The 14,142-nt window shown below is 77.6% G+C and carries 10 protein-coding genes and 1 tRNA gene; all 11 read right to left on the bottom strand.

All coding sequences use genetic code 11. The features are described 5' to 3' along the window. Positions 1 to 7: 7 nt before the first annotated feature. The 11 genes from IPN03_00835 to IPN03_00785 all read right to left on the bottom strand — a co-directional run bounded on the left by IPN03_00835 (position 8) and on the right by IPN03_00785 (position 14,138). Entirely contained in the window at positions 8 to 1,687 is a 1,680-nt protein-coding gene (locus IPN03_00835; protein MBK9372305.1) for an acyl-CoA dehydrogenase family protein, read from the bottom strand. 3,217 nt (positions 1,688 to 4,904) lie between these two features. Then, positions 4,905 to 4,980: transfer RNA gene (locus IPN03_00830), tRNA-Gly, on the bottom strand. Positions 4,981 to 5,076: 96 nt separating this feature from the next. After that, on the bottom strand, positions 5,077 to 5,706 hold the full coding sequence (locus tag IPN03_00825; protein ID MBK9372304.1) for a CDP-alcohol phosphatidyltransferase family protein: 630 nt from the start codon (positions 5,704 to 5,706) through the stop codon (positions 5,077 to 5,079). A gap of 6 nt (positions 5,707 to 5,712) precedes the next feature. Further along, a complete protein-coding gene (locus IPN03_00820) occupies positions 5,713 to 6,390 on the bottom strand; it encodes a Crp/Fnr family transcriptional regulator (protein ID MBK9372303.1) in 678 nt (225 codons plus the stop codon). Then, the gene (locus IPN03_00815; GenBank protein MBK9372302.1) at positions 6,387 to 7,742 is read right to left on the bottom strand and encodes a hypothetical protein; all 1,356 of its coding nucleotides are present in this window, start codon (positions 7,740 to 7,742) and stop codon (positions 6,387 to 6,389) included. The genes IPN03_00820 and IPN03_00815 overlap by 4 nt, the downstream gene beginning before the upstream one ends. 14 nt (positions 7,743 to 7,756) lie before the next feature. Continuing rightward, a complete protein-coding gene (locus tag IPN03_00810; protein ID MBK9372301.1) occupies positions 7,757 to 8,020 on the bottom strand; it encodes an RNA chaperone Hfq in 264 nt (87 codons plus the stop codon). A gap of 21 nt (positions 8,021 to 8,041) precedes the next feature. Next, entirely contained in the window at positions 8,042 to 8,971 is a 930-nt protein-coding gene (miaA, locus tag IPN03_00805; GenBank protein MBK9372300.1) for a tRNA (adenosine(37)-N6)-dimethylallyltransferase MiaA, read from the bottom strand. Continuing rightward, on the bottom strand, positions 8,968 to 11,364 hold the full coding sequence (locus IPN03_00800; protein ID MBK9372299.1) for a DNA internalization-related competence protein ComEC/Rec2: 2,397 nt from the start codon (positions 11,362 to 11,364) through the stop codon (positions 8,968 to 8,970). The genes miaA and IPN03_00800 overlap by 4 nt, the downstream gene beginning before the upstream one ends. Continuing rightward, positions 11,361 to 12,650 carry a class I SAM-dependent RNA methyltransferase gene (locus IPN03_00795; GenBank protein ID MBK9372298.1) on the bottom strand — a complete coding sequence of 430 codons (1,290 nt, stop codon included), beginning with the start codon at positions 12,648 to 12,650 and terminating at the stop codon, positions 11,361 to 11,363. Before IPN03_00795 ends, IPN03_00800 begins: the two co-directional genes overlap by 4 nt. Before the next feature lie 5 nt (positions 12,651 to 12,655). Further along, positions 12,656 to 13,381, bottom strand: a complete 726-nt coding sequence (locus IPN03_00790) for a hypothetical protein (GenBank protein ID MBK9372297.1) — start codon at positions 13,379 to 13,381, stop codon at positions 12,656 to 12,658. Next, positions 13,341 to 14,138: a type III pantothenate kinase gene (locus tag IPN03_00785; GenBank protein ID MBK9372296.1), complete on the bottom strand. Its 798-nt coding sequence runs from the start codon at positions 14,136 to 14,138 to the stop codon at positions 13,341 to 13,343. Before IPN03_00785 ends, IPN03_00790 begins: the two co-directional genes overlap by 41 nt. Between the last annotated feature and the right edge of the window lie 4 nt (positions 14,139 to 14,142).

The following is a 14,142-nucleotide window of genomic DNA, read 5'->3' as shown; positions in this document are numbered from 1 at the left end:
TTTTCTCTCAGGCCCGCGGGGCGGGCGTGCGCCCGTAGAGGGCGTCGGCGACGAGGTCGAGGTCGGCGATCAGGCCGGCCTGGGCCCCGAGGATCTCCTGGAAGCGGACCGCCGCGACGAACGCGGCGAGCTCGGCAGCGGGGACGCCGTCGGCGCCCACGGCCCACCGGAGCCCTTCCTCTGCCACCTCGAACGCCGCTTCGCGCGCGTTCGCGCGGCTGACGGCCCCGAGCCCCGCCGCGTCGAAGCGGCGGTCGGCCTTCTCGGAAAGCTCTCCCCTGGCGGCGCGTGCGGCGCGCTTCGCGAGGACCATGGCCCCCTCGGCGATCGCGACCATCCGGCCCGCGCGGAACAGGATGTGCTGGTGCCGCGTGAGTCTCTGGGCGCGAAAGCGCTCGAGGACCTCGGCGAGGGAGTGGAGCGCGAGCGCGGCGAAGCGGGCCCCGCAGCCGGGCGAGGAGGCCTCGAGGGCTTCCATCTCGCGCGCCTTGTCGTGGTAGTGCTGGCCGCGCGTCTTCAGGTGCTGCTGCCAGCGGTCGCGGGCGATCGTCATCTCCATGATCTCCGAGGTCCCCTCGTAGATCGTCGTGATGCGGACGTCGCGCCGGATCTTCTCGACCATGTACTCGCGCGTGTAGCCGTAGCCGCCGAGCGCCTGGATGGCGGCGTCGGCCGCCGCGACGCCCGCCTCGGTGGCGAGGTACTTCGCGATCGCCCCCTCGGTGTTGAGCATCTCCTCGCCCGCGTCGAGCCGCTCGGCCGTCTCCTCGATGAAGGCGCGCCCCGCCTCGAGGCGGACGGCGTGCGGGACGATGAGCTTGTGGGTGTAGCCCTGCTTCTCGGAGAGGGGGCTGCCGCCCTGGAGGCGCTCCTTCGAATACGGGATCGCCCGGTCGACCGCTGCCCAGCCGGCGCCGAGGCCGAAGGCGGCCACCATGAGCCGCGTGTAGCCGAAGACGAGCTGCGCCTGGAGGAGACCCTGCCCTTCCACGCCGCCGACCAGGTTCTCGACCGGCACCCAGACGTCCGACAGCGAGAGGGCGGCGGTATTCGAGGCGCGGATGCCGTGCTTGTCCTCCGGCTTGCCGTGGGTGAAGCCCTCGGTCCCCTTCTCGAGGATGAACCACGTCGGACCGGCCGGGGCGTTCGCCAGGATCGTGTAGACGTCGGCGTAGCCGCCGTTGCTGATCCACTGCTTGGCGCCGTTGAGCCTGTAGCCGGTGACCTTCCCGTCCTCGACGACGGGCGTCGCCGTCGTCTTCAGCGCTCCGAGGTCGCTTCCGGCGGCGGGCTCGGTCGCTCCGTACGCGAAGAGGATCCCCTCCTCGGCGATCCGGCCGAGCCAGTGCTTCTTCTGCTCCTCGGTGCCGCCGAAGGAGATGGGGTCGGATCCGAGGAACGTGGCGAGGACCCCCGTCGCGACGCCGAGGTCGATCGCGGCGACGAGCTCGCAGGTCCGGTAGACGTCCCAGGCGCTTCCGCCGAAGCCGCCGTACGCCTCCTGGATGAACACGAGCTGGACACCGAGAGTCTTCGGGTTGCACATCTCGCGGATGGCGTCCTCGGGAAACTCGTCGTCGTGGTCGAGCTGCAGGAGCCTCGCGACGGGGAGCTTCTGCTCCGCGAAGTCGCGCAGGCTCTGGAGGGTCATCTCGAGGGATTCAGCGTCGAGGCCGGAGGTCTTCATGCGGTCTCTCTCTCCCCGGCGACCCGGTCTCCCCCCGCGGGAACCGCCGGACACAGGAAGAGGATCCTCGCGGATCCTCGGAATCGTCTGGGGCTGCTGGAACGGAGGGTTGGGAGCACGACGAAACCGGCCGACTCTACCCGCGCGGGCCCCGGGACACAAATCGAGATAGGGTCTAAGAAATGGGGCGTCGCAGCGGGCGAAGCGCTCCCCCCCCCCCCCCCCCACCCCCCCCCCCCCCCCCCCCCCCCCCCCCCCCCCCCCCCCCCCCCCCCCCCCCCCCCCCCCCCCCCCCCCCCCCCCCCCCCCCCCCCCCCCCCCCCCCCCCCCCCCCCCCCCCCCCCCCCCCCCCCCCCCCCCCCCCCCCCCCCCCCCCCCCCCCCCCCCCCCCCCCCCCCCCCCCCCCCCCCCCCCCCCCCCCCCCCCCCCCCCCCCCCCCCCCCCCCCCCCCCCCCCCCCCCCCCCCCCCCCCCCCCCCCCCCCCCCCCCCCCCCCCCCCCCCCCCCCCCCCCCCCCCCCCCCCCCCCCCCCCCCCCCCCCCCCCCCCCCCCCCCCCCCCCCCCCCCCCCCCCCCCCCCCCCCCCCCCCCCCCCCCCCCCCCCCCCCCCCCCCCCCCCCCCCCCCCCCCCCCCCCCCCCCCCCCCCCCCCCCCCCCCCCCCCCCCCCCCCCCCCCCCCCCCCCCCCCCCCCCCCCCCCCCCCCCCCCCCCCCCCCCCCCCCCCCCCCCCCCCCCGCCCCCCCCCCGCGCCGGGCGGCGGCCCCCCCCCGCCCCCCCCCCCCCCCCCGCCCCCCCCCCCCCCCCCCCCCCCGGGCCCGGACCCCCCCCCCCCCCCCCCCCCCCCCCCCCCCCGCGCCCCCCCCCCCCCCCCCCCCCCCCCCCCCCCCCCCCCCCCCCCCCCCCCCCCCCCCCCCGCCCCACCCCCCCCCCCCCCCCCCCCCCCCCCCCCCCCCCCCCCCCCCCCCCCCCCCCCCCCCCCCCCCCCCCCCCCCCCCCCCCCCCCCCCCCCCCCCCCCCCCCCCCCCCCCCCCCCCCCCCCCCCCCCCCCCCCCCCCCCCCCCCCCCCCCCCCCCCCCCCCCCCCCCCCCCCCCCCCCCCCGCCCGCCGCGCCCCGGCCCCCGGGCGGCCGCCGCCCCCCCCCCCCCCCCCCCCCCCCCGCCCCCCCCCCCCCCCCCCCCCCCCCCCCCCGCCGCCCCCCCCCCCCCCCCCCCCCCCCCCCCCCCCCCCCCCCCCCCCCCCCCCCCCCCCCCCCCCCCCCCCCCCCCCCCCCCCCCCCCCCCCCCCCCCCCCCCCCCCCCCCCCCCCCCTCCCCCTTCCCCCCCCCCCCCCCCCCCCCCCCCCCCCCGGCCCCCCCCCCCCCCCCCCGCCCCCCCCCCCCCCCCCCCCCCGCCCCCCCCCCCCCCCCCCCCCCCCCCCCCCCCCCCCCCCCCCCCCCCCCCCCCCCCCCCCCCCCCCCCCCCCCCCCCCCCCCCCCCCCCCCCCCCCCCCCCCCCCCCCCCCCCCCCCCCCCCCCCCGCGCGGCCCCCCCCCCCCCCCCCCGCCCCCCCCCCCCCCCCCCCCCCCCGCCCCCCCCCCCCCCCCCCCCCCCCCCCCCCCCCCCCCCCCCCCCCCCCCCCCCCCCCCCCCCCCCCCCCCCCCCCCCCCCCCCCCCCCCCCCCCCCCCCCCCCCCCCCCCCCCGCCCCCCCCCCCCCCCCCCCCCCCCCCGCCGCCCCCCCCCCCCCCCCCCCCCCCCGTCCCCCCCCCCCCCCCCCCCCCCCCCCCCCCCCCCCCCCCCCCCCCCCCCCCCTCCCCCCTCCCCCCCCCCCCCCCGCCCCCCCCCCCCCCCCCCCGGCCCGCCCCGGCTCCCCCCCCCCCCGCCCCGCGCCCCCCCCCCCCCCCCCGGGCGCCCCCCCCCCCCCCCCCCGCCCCCCCCCCCCCCCCCCCCCCCCCCCCCCCCCCCCCCCCCCCCCCCCCCCCCCCCCCCCCCCCCCCGGCCCCCCCCCCGCCCCCCCCCCCCCCCCCCCCCCCCCCCCCCCCCCCCCCCCCCCCCCCCCCCCCCCCCCCCCCGGGCCCCCCCCCCCCCGCCCCGCCGCCCCCCCCCCCCCCCCCCCCCCCCCCCGCCCCGCCCCCCCCCCCCCCGCCCCCCCCCGGCCCGCCCCCCCCCCCCCCCCGGCCCCCCCCCCCCCCCCCCCCCCCCCCCCCCCCCCGCCCCCCCCCCCCCCCCCCCCCCCCCCCGCCCCCCCCCCCCCCCCCCCCCGCCCCCCCCCCCCCCCCCCCCCCCGCCCCCCCCGGCCGGCCCGCCCCCGCCGCCCCCCCCCGGGCCCCCCCCGGCCCCCCCCCCCCCCCCCCCCCCCCCCCCCCCCCCCCCCCCCCCCCCCCCCCCCCCCCCCCCCCCCCCCCCCCCCCCCCCCCCCCCCCCCCCCCCCCCCCCCCCCCCCCCCCCCCCCCCCCCCCCCCCCCCCCCCCCCCCCCCCCCCCCCCCCCCCCCCCCCCCCCCCCCCCCCCCCCCCCCCCCCCCCCCCCCCCCCCCCCCCCGGGGGCGGGGGCCGCGCCGGGGGGGGGGGCGCCCCCCCCCCCCCCCCCCCCCCCCCCCCCCCCCCCCCCCCGCCCCCCGCCCCCCCCCCCCCCCCCCCCCCCCCCCCGGCCCCGCCCCCCCCCCCCCCCCCCCCCCCCCCCCCCCCCCCCCCCCCCCCCCCCCCCCCCCCCCCCCCCCCCCCCCCCCCCCCCCCCCCCCCCCCCCCCCCCCCCCCCCCCCCCCCCCGCCCCCCCCCCCCCCCCCCCCCCCCCCCCCCCCCCCCCCCCCCCCCCCCCCCCCCCCCCCCCCCCCCCCCCCCCCCCCCCCCCCCCCCCCCCCCCCCCCCCCCCCCCCCCCCCCCCCCGCCCCCCCCCCCCCCCCCCCCCCCCCCCCCCCCCCCCCCCCCCCCGCCCCCCCCCCCCCCCCCCCCCCCCCCCCCCCCCCCCCCCCCGCCCCCCCCCCCCCCCCCCGCCCCGCGCCCCCCCCGCCCCGCCCCCCCCCCGGCCCCCCTGGCAGGCGGCGACCCCCCCCCCCCCCCCCCCCCCCCCCCCCCCCCCGCCCGCGGGGCCCGGCCGGCCCCCCCCCCCCCCCCCCCCCCCCCCCCCCCCGCCCCCCCCCCCCCCCCCCCCACCCCCCCGCCCCCCCCCCCCCCCCCCCCCCCCCCCGCCGCCAGCCCCCCCCCCCCCCCCCCCCCGGGAGGCGCCTGCGGAGGGAGGTTTCAAATTGGAGCGGGCGACGAGGGTTGAACTCGCGACATCCAGCTTGGGAAGCTGGCGCTCTACCAACTGAGCTACGCCCGCTCGAGGCGTGGGACGGGTCTTTTACCGTTTCCGCGAGACTCCGTCAAGACGACATACCGGAAACGGGCCCGGAAACCGGGGCAGAGCCGGCCGGATTCAGGACGGGGGCGAGCCGGAGGGCGGGGCGGCGCCGCTCCCGCCGCCCTCCGGGGCCGGGGAACCGCTGGAGGCACGGGCGATGATCCCTGAGGCCCGGAAGACGTAGTGGACGCCGGAGGCGATGGTGAGAAGCGCCGTCACGGGGAAGCAGACGTCCGCGACCCAGGCCGGCATCCGGCCGATGTTGTTCATCAGGATCGCCACGACCGTCGAGATCTCGGCGAACGTGTTCGCCTTGCCGAGGAAGGTCGGTGGGAACGACTTGATGCCGAGGCCGAGGGCCATGACGAGGGCGACCACCACGATCAGGACGTCTCGCCCCACCGTCATGAGGACGAGCCAGAGGGGAATGTGGATGTTCGTCGGAGTCGACTTCAGAGCGAAGACGATGAAGGTCGAAACGAGAAAGAGCTTGTCGGCGATCGGGTCGAGCAGCGCCCCGAGTGGCGAGGCCATTCCGAAGTGACGCGCCAGGTATCCATCGACGAAATCGCTCACGGCCATCGCGAAGAAGATCGCGAAGGCCTGCATGTGCTGGCCCTCGACGATGGCGCTGATCAGGAACGGCAGGGCGACGAGCCGGGCGAACGTCAGGAGGTTCGGCAGGGTCCAGGGACGCAGCTCCATCGCGGTTCAGCCCCCGGCGGCCGGAGCTCCCTCGAGGCGGACGTAGATGGCCTTGCCCTTCGGCACGATGAGGTTCTCCCGCGACAGCTGGGACATCGTGCGGGAGACGGTCTCCCGGCTGGACCCGATGGTGTCGGCGATCTCGCGCTGCGACGGGCGGACGACGACGGTCCAGCCGCCGCCCGCTTTCCGGCCCCGTTCGTCGGCGAGGTCGCGAAAGTAGCGGGCGAGCCGGCCCTTCACGTCGAGGGAGGCCAGCCCCTCGATCGTGGCGTTCGCGTGCCGGAGCCGGCGGGAGAAGGTCGAAAGGAGCGCCCGGCTGAGGACGAAGTTCCCCTTGAGCAGATCGAAGAACGCGTCGCGGGTCAGGACCGCCAGCTCCGAACGCTCGGCCGCCGTGACGGTCGCGGAGCGGGGAGCGTCGTCCAGGAGGGCCATCTCGCCGAAATGGTCTCCCGCCGAGAGGGTCGACAGGACGACCTCGCGCCCCTCCGGCGAGAGGATCGAAACGGCGACCCGCCCCTTCGTGAGGACGAAGAAGGAGTCTCCGGGCTGGCCCTGGGTGACGATCCGCTCGCCGCGCCGGTAAGTCCGCAGCGTCGAAACCCTGGAGATCGCGGCGCGATCGGCCGGCGAAAGCCCGTCGAACAGGGCCACTTTCGAGAAGAGATCCGGGACGATCATCTCGTTCCTCCCTCGCGCCCGAGGCGTGCGGCCTTCTCGAGAGCCCGCAGGGCCTCGCGACCGGTCACGTTTCGGGACGGCGTTTCGCTGAGTATCCCGCATTCGGCAAGAAGCGCGGGCGAAGGCGGCTCGGGAGCGAGGCACCCCTTCGGCGCACGCCCGCGCCCCGCCAGGAGGGCCACCCTTCGAAGGGCCGCGGCCATCTCGATTCGCGAGACGGCTGCCTCCGCCCCGACCCGGTGTGTCTCCGGCGAGACGGCGAAGAACCCGAGGCCGATGGCGCGCACGAGGACTCCCCTGTCCTGGCGATCCACGACGTCGACCGCGATCTCCACGCCCGGCGGCACGAGGGCATCGCGGAACTCGGGGAGCGTCCACCAGAGAAGCGCGGCGAGCTGCGCCCGGGTCACGCGCGTCGATTCCGCCGCCCGGCGGGCCGCCTCGGGCAGGTTCTGTACCTTGAACTCGACCCTCGCCTCCTCGGCCTTCGGTGCAAAGGCGGGGTCGGTCGCGGCGAGCCCGTCGTACAGGCTGGCGGCGTCGGCCCAGCGGCCGGCGTTGGCAGCGGTCCCGGCGGCGAAGGCCGCGACGGCGGGGTCTGCCGGAGCCCTCTTGCGCGCTTCCTTCGCCCAGGTCCAGGCGTCGTCGTTCCGGCCACCCGCCGCCGCGGCGCGAGCGAGAAGCACGAGGCCGGCGGGTGACGTCGGCTCGAGCTGGAGGAGGGAATGGGCCGCGCGCCGGGCCGCGTCGAGGTCGCCGGAAGCCAGGGCCGCCTCGGCCTCCTGTCTCTTCGCCGCCGCCACTTCCGACCGGAGGACCTCGACCCGTTCTCGCGCCCTCTCGTCGTGGGGAACCAGCCGGCCGAGGGTCCTGTAGCGCTCGAGGGCGTCGGCAGATCGACCCTGCACGGCCGCCAGGTCCGCGTCGGCCTCGACCGCGGCGATCCAGGCCGGATGCGCCGTCACGAGGGCGGCAAGGGAGGCCTTCGCGTCCTCCAGGTTTCCTTCCGCGAGATCGGCGTACGCCGCGACGAGCTCGAGAGGTGGCGGAGGAGCCCCTTTCCTGCGCTTTCCTTCGAGAGCCCTCGCCATTCCGGAGGTATCGCCTCGGCGGAGCGCCGCGACGGCCGCTTCGAGCGCCTTCGCGTCACGGGCGGCGAGGTGGGGCGGGGGCGCACCAACCCGCGGGTCGCGGTACGCGAAGGGCCCGTCGGCCGTCCGGGGCACGCCCGGCGCGGCGGCCGGCACACTCGTGCATCCGCCCGCGAGCGCGGCGAGAAGCGCGAGGGTGAAGGCGGCGGACTGCGCGGCCGACCATCCTCCGCGCCCGGAGGAGGAGGCTGGGTGGGGCAAGCGGCTCCCGGGCGTCAGGGAGCCGGCGCCGGATTCGGGACTGGGGCGGCCGGCGCGGCGGGCCTGGCGACCGGGGTGGGGCTGACCGAGGCGATCGCGTGCTTGTAGATCATCTCCTCGCGTCCGTCCACGTCGAGCACCAGGGCGTACTTGTCGAATCGCTTGATCCGTCCGAGCCGCTTGCGTTCGGAGAGGAGAACCACGTCGACGAGCGTGTTGTCCTTCCGCAGCTGGTAGAAGAACCCGTCCTGGACGTTGATCGGCGGCTTGTTGATCATCGAGATCTCCCTTCAAAAAAATCAGGAGAAGAGCGGGCCCGCCGTCGCGACGACCTCGTCGACGAGGCCGGGGACGTCGGCCCGGAAAGAATGAAGATCCGGCTCTGACCGGAACCAGGTTTCCTGTCTCTTGGCATAGCGCCGCGTCTGGCGGATGACGGTCTCGGCCCACTCGGCGGGGGTCATGCGTCCCTCGACGAGCTCGACCGTCTCACGGTAACCGATGGCCGCCATGGCCGGAGCCGTGGCCGGTACACCCGCCTCGAGGAGGCGCCTGACCTCGTCGGGGAGCCGGGTCATGATGGATTCTCGAAACCTCCGTTCGATTCTTCCATAGAGGTCCGGACGCGGCAACGTGAGGAGGACCTTCACGGACGGTCCCTCCCACCGTTCGCCGGGCCTCTCGCGAAAGAGGTCCGACGGCCGGCGCCCGGTCGAAATGGCGATCTCGAGGTAGCGAATGGCACGCGCCCCGTCGCGCTGCGAGATCCGTGCCCCGCTCTCGGGGTCGATGAGCCCGAGGGCCCGGACGAGCCACGGCGCCCCATGCCGCTCCTGGACGATCCGGAGGGCCGTCCGGAGCCGTTCGTCGCGCGGAGGGCCCACGAAGAGCCCCTCGAAGAAGGCCCGGACGTAGAACCCCGTGCCTCCGCAGAGGATGGGGAGCTTCCCCCTCGACAGGATCTCGCGCGAGATGGCCCTTGCCAGGCGCGCGAACTCGCCGGCGCTGAAGGGATCGGACGGGTCCTTGATGTCGACGAGATGGTGCGGCACGCCGCGGCGTTCCTCCACGGTCGGCTTGGCGGTTCCGGCGTCGATACCGCGATAGGCGGTGAAGGCGTCGGCGGAGATGACCTCTCCACCGAGACGGAGCGCCACGTCGACCGCGAGGGCCGACTTCCCCGTCGCCGTCGCGCCGACGACGGCGAGCACGCCCTGCGGCGCGCTCACGGCAACCCTCCCGGAAGGCCCGCGAAGGGACGGGACGGGAAGATGTGCCCCTCCCGGAAGAGGAGCGCCACGTCGCCGTGGCGGTCGGTGCGGAAGACGGCGGCGCCGGCCGAGGCGAGTCGGTTCATCACCTCTCTGCCCGGGTGTCCGAACCGGTTGCGCCGTCCGACACCCACGAGGGCGAGGCGCGGGGAGACCTTCTCGAGAAAGGCCTGCGTGGTCGAGGTCCGGCTCCCGTGGTGGGCGACCTTCAGAACGTCGGCCGAGAGCCGGGATCCACCGGCGACGAGGTCCGCCTCCGCGGCCGCCTCGATGTCCCCGGTCAGCAGGACACTTCGCGTGCCGAGGCTGAGGAGGAGGACGAGGGAGCCGTTGTTCTCGGGAGAGCGGAGGTAGTTGAACGGCCCGGGGTGCAGTACCTCGAAGCCCGCCCCGCCCGCGACGAATCGGTCGCCCGCACCGAGCGCCTCCACCGGAACCCCTCCGCGCGCCGCGCCTCCGAGGGTCTCGTCGAGGAAGAGGTTTCGGGGCGCCCCACGCGGAAGGTAGACACGGCCGACCGGCAGGAGCTTCAGGGCCGCCAGGAGACCTCGCGAATGGTCGGGGTGGGGATGCGTGAGGACGACGGCGTCGAACGAGACGGCTCCGAGCGCCGCGAGGCGCGGCAGGAGGCGAGTCCGGCCGAACTCGTAGGAAGCGTCGAAGGTCCCGCCGCCATCCACCAGGACGCGCCCCCGGTCGGTCAGGATGAGGAACGCATCCCCCTGCCCCACGTCGAGCGCGACGAGCCTCGCCTCGCCCGCGCGCGCGGCGGCCGAGGGCCTGGCCGAGGCCAGGAACACGAGGGCGAGAGCGCCGGCCAGGGCGGCACGCCGCGGCCTGCGCGACCGGAGCATCCCGACCGCGGCCAGGAGGAGCGCGAGGAGGGCGGCCTCGGCGAACAGCGGCTTCGGGACGACGCGGACGGCTCCGAGCGCGTCGAGGAGACGCAGCAGCGCGGCGATCCCCTCGGCGAGGAGCGTGAGCGGTCCGAGGGCGAACGCCGCCGACAGCGGCCCGGCGAGGAGGAGCGGCGAGAGGAGAGCGGCGGCGAAGAGGAACAGGCTGGCGACAGGGACGACGACGAGGTTCGACACGAGCGCGACGAAGGGGACGACGTGGAATACGGTGGCCTGGATCGGGAAGACGCAGAGCTCGGCACCCAGTGTCGCGGCGATCCCGTCGGCGAGGGGGGCCGGGAGACGGCGCCTCAGCGCCGCCCCGAAGTGCGGCGCGATGGCGGCGATGCCGAATACGGCCGCGTAGCTCAGGAGGAAACCGACGTCGAAGAGGCTCGCCGGGTCCGCCGCGAGAAGAACGAGCGCCGAGAGGGCCATGACGTGGCCGGGTGAAGTGGGCCGCCCGAGGAGGCGGGCCGCGAGGTAGAGGCCGATCATCAGGGCAGCGCGGAGAACCGGCGCGCGTCCGCCGGTGAAGGCGGCGTACCCCAGCGTCGCCAGCAGCACGACGCCGTCGCGCAGCCGTACGCCGAGCCGCAGGGGCCGGAGCGCGACCGTCAGACCGAGCGCGAGGAGACCGACGTGAAGGCCCGAGATGGCCAGGACGTGCGCGACGCCGCCGTCGCGAAACGCCGAGACGGTCTCGGGCTCCAGCTCGGCCGTCTCCCCGAGAAGGAGCGCCTTCGCGAGAGCCGCCGCCCGGCGTTCGGAAGGGGACGCCCCCTCGAGGTTCGTGGCAAGGCGCGCGCTGGCGGCCCTGTGCACGCGCACGAGAGGGCCCAGCGGGCCGCGAGGCCCCTCGAGGACCTCGATCTGCTCCGCCCCCTTCTGGGGCAGCCTGGGCTCGGGGGCGAGGACGAAGGGGCTCGACGGGATGGCGCCCGGATCGGGCAGCCTCAACGGCCCGCGAAGCCTCACGACGTCGCCGAGCCCGGCGAGGGGCGCCGGGTCGGTCTCGCCCGCGACGCTCACGACGACCCGGCCCCCGAGGGCCACGGCCGTGCCGTTTCGCGTCGCCGTTTCGACGTCGAGGCGGGCGGACCAGAGCGAGCCGCTGCGGGTCCACCACGTCGCGAGCCGCCCCCGGATCTCGAAGACGTCGTCGTCGCCCGACTCCGCCGCGATCTTTCGCGCCCGCTCCCGGTCCTCGACGAGCGGACCGCGCGAGCGGACGAAACCGGCACCCAGGACGAGGAGGAGCGCCGCGGCGACGGCGAGGCGGCGGTCGCCGCGCAGGCCGGCGGCGACCGCGGCAAGGGAGGCGGCCGCGAGAAGCGTCCACTGCAACGGCGCCGGTGGCACCGGGAGCGTGACCGCGAGCAGGATTCCGGAGGCGAAGGCGAGCGCGGCGGGGACGGCGGGCGCGGGAGCCTTCAGCGACCAGGAACGGTTCACGGCCGCCGTTCCAGCTCGGCGAGCGTCTCCACGTGGTGCGTTCCGGGGAAGAGATCGAGAAGGGTGAGCGAGCGAACGCGCAGGCGCGGAAGGAGGGCGGCGAGGTCGCGCGCGAACGTGGCCGGGTCGCACGAGACGAGGAAGAGACTCCTCGGCCGGATTCTCAGGAGCGCTTGCCGGACGACGGGCGAGAGCCCCTCGCGCGGCGGGTCGGCAAAGACGACGTCGAACGGCTCGCGCATGCGCGATACGTGTGTTTCCACGTCCGTCGCCACCGCCCGGCCGCGCCCGGGCAACCCTTCGGCGCGCCACGAGGCGAGGTTCGAAGCGAGATCCGCCGAGGAGGACGGGTCCGACTCGACGGCGTCCGTGTCGAAGCCCGACTCGAGGAGGGGCCGCGTCAGGAAGCCCGCCCCGGCGTAGAGGTCGAGCGCCCCGCGGGACGTCCCCTCGGCCGCGGCAGCCCGGGCCACGGAGCGAGCCTCGTCGAGGAAGGCGTCGAGGAGGAACCGGTTCGCCTGGAAGAACGAGGAGACCGACACCCGAAAGCGCGCCCCGCCGGCCTCGATCTCGAGGGCGGCAGGGCCGCGAGAGCCCGCAAGCCGGTTCGCCACGACCACGCGGACTCCGTCGAGAGGACCCTGGAGGGCCGCCGCGATCCGCTCCGGCGCCGGCACGGGCCGCTCGAATCTCAGCTCGCCGAGGAGCGGGGCGCCCCGGCGCCCCTCCAGCGTCTGCAGCTCGCACTCGGGTACCCGAGCCCCGGCGAGGGCCTCTCTCACGGCCGGAAGCCTCGAGAGGAGCGTCTCCGAAACGACCTCGCAGGAGACGAGATCCGACACCTTCGAGGACGCCTTTCCGACGAATCCGAGAGCGCCGCGCCCGTCCCATCGCAGCCGGCTCCTCAGCCGGTAGCTCCTCGGCGACGGAACGAACCGGACCTGCGGCACCTCGGCGTCCGGGACGCGGCCGATCCGGCGCAGCGCGTCGCGCAGGATCTCCTCCTTCAACGTTCCGTGCGACTCGAGTCGCAGCGCCGGCCAGTCGCACCCGCCGCAGGAGCCGTCCCGCGCCCGGGGGCAGACGTCCTCTTCGGGCCGGCGGTGCGGCCCCGGTTCGATCACGGAGACGACGTCCGCCCGGACGAGCCGCGGACCGTCGGACTGCGGATCGACGAGGAGCCGGTCGCCGGGGAGGCCTCCCGAGACGAGCGTCACGGCGCCGTCGAGCCGGCCGAGGCCGCTTCCTCCCGGGACGACACGCTCGACCGTCAGCTCACGCGGCATGGGCGTCACTCCCCCAGGAGGGTCAGCGGTGTCAGACCGAAGGCCCGCCGCACGGCGCGGCGCCGGATCGCTGCGTGAATCCGCCGCTGCGTCTCCTTCGTCAGGGTCGAGACGTCGCCGGCCTCCTCCTCCACGGCGCGATCGAGGCTCTCTCTCTCCACGTCGCCCAGCGCCTTCTCGAGCTTCTTCACGAGCGTCTTCTCCGTCTTCGCGAGAGCCTCCTCGAGCGCCTCGAGACCGCTGGCGGGGTCGAGCGCTTCGACCGCTTCGCGGGCCGACCGGATCGCCTCCGCGGCCGCGGAGGCGTCGGCCCCGGCGGGTGAGGCCGATGCGGCCTCGTCGAGCGCCGCGGCCAGGCTGCGCAGCCTCTGCGTCCCGTCGAACGGAACGCTCTCCGGGGCGGGCCGGGCTCCGTGCGCGCCGACGAGCCCCCGCCGCTCCATCTCCCAGAGGACCTCCACCGCGTTGGCGCAGTAGGACAGGCTCGAGATCTTCGAGACGTCGCCGCGCGCGCGCCTCTTCTCGAACGCCCCGCGGACGGCCCGGATCACCGTGTCGGCGGGAACGCCACCCTCGCGCCAGTCCTGGATCAGCTGCCAGTCCTTCGGCAGGAGGAAGAAGGGTGTCCCGCGCTCCTCGATGAACGCCTCCTCCACGCGGGTGCCGTAGGAGGCTTCGTCCTCGAGCGGCTCAGGCACGCCGGGGCGGGCGTCCGTCGGCGTTCCGGTCATGGAGGATCTTCAGTCCGCGCAGCGTGAGGTCGGAGTCGACCAGGGCGAGGTCGGGAGAGGCTGCAGAGAAGAGGGGGGCGAGGCCGCCCGTGACGACGACTTTCATCTTCGGCTCGCCGAGCTCGGCGCGGATGCGGGCAACGAGCCCTTCCGCCTGCGCGAGGACGCCCCAGAAGAGGCCCGACTGGATGCTCTGTGCGGTGTTCTTTCCCACGACCTTCTCCGGCCGATGGAGGTCCACGCGCGACAAGCGCGCCGCCCGCGAGAAAAGGGCGTCGGCGCTGATGCCGGGCCCGGGGCAGATGACGCCCCCGAGGTAGTCGCCCGCGGCCGTGACGACGTCGAACGTCGTGGCGGTGCCGAAGTCGACGACGATGCACGGAGCGCCGTGGGCCGCGACGGCGGCCACGGCGTTCACGATCCGGTCCGCGCCGACCTCCGACGGGTGGTCGTAGAGGATCTTCATGCCCGTCTTCACGCCCGGCGCGACGAAGAGCGGGTCGATGCCGAAGGCGTCGCGGCAGGCGGTCCGGATCGGGAAGTCCTGTGACGGGACGACCGAGGAGACGATGACGTCGTCGATCTCCTCCACCTTCCGGCCCTTCGCCTCGATGACGGCCCGAAGGAACAGGGAATGCTCGTCGGACGTCCGCTCGCGGACGGTCGTCAGGCGCGCGGTCGCGACGAGGACATCGGCCTGGAAGAAGCCGATGACGGTGTTCGTGTTGCCGACGTCGAGAGCGAGAAGAAGGCCCATCGGC

The sequence above is a fragment of the Holophagales bacterium genome (genome assembly GCA_016719485.1).
GTDB lineage: Bacteria > Acidobacteriota > Thermoanaerobaculia > UBA5066 > UBA5066 > UBA5066.
This window is presented reverse-complemented; position numbering and strand designations above follow the sequence as displayed.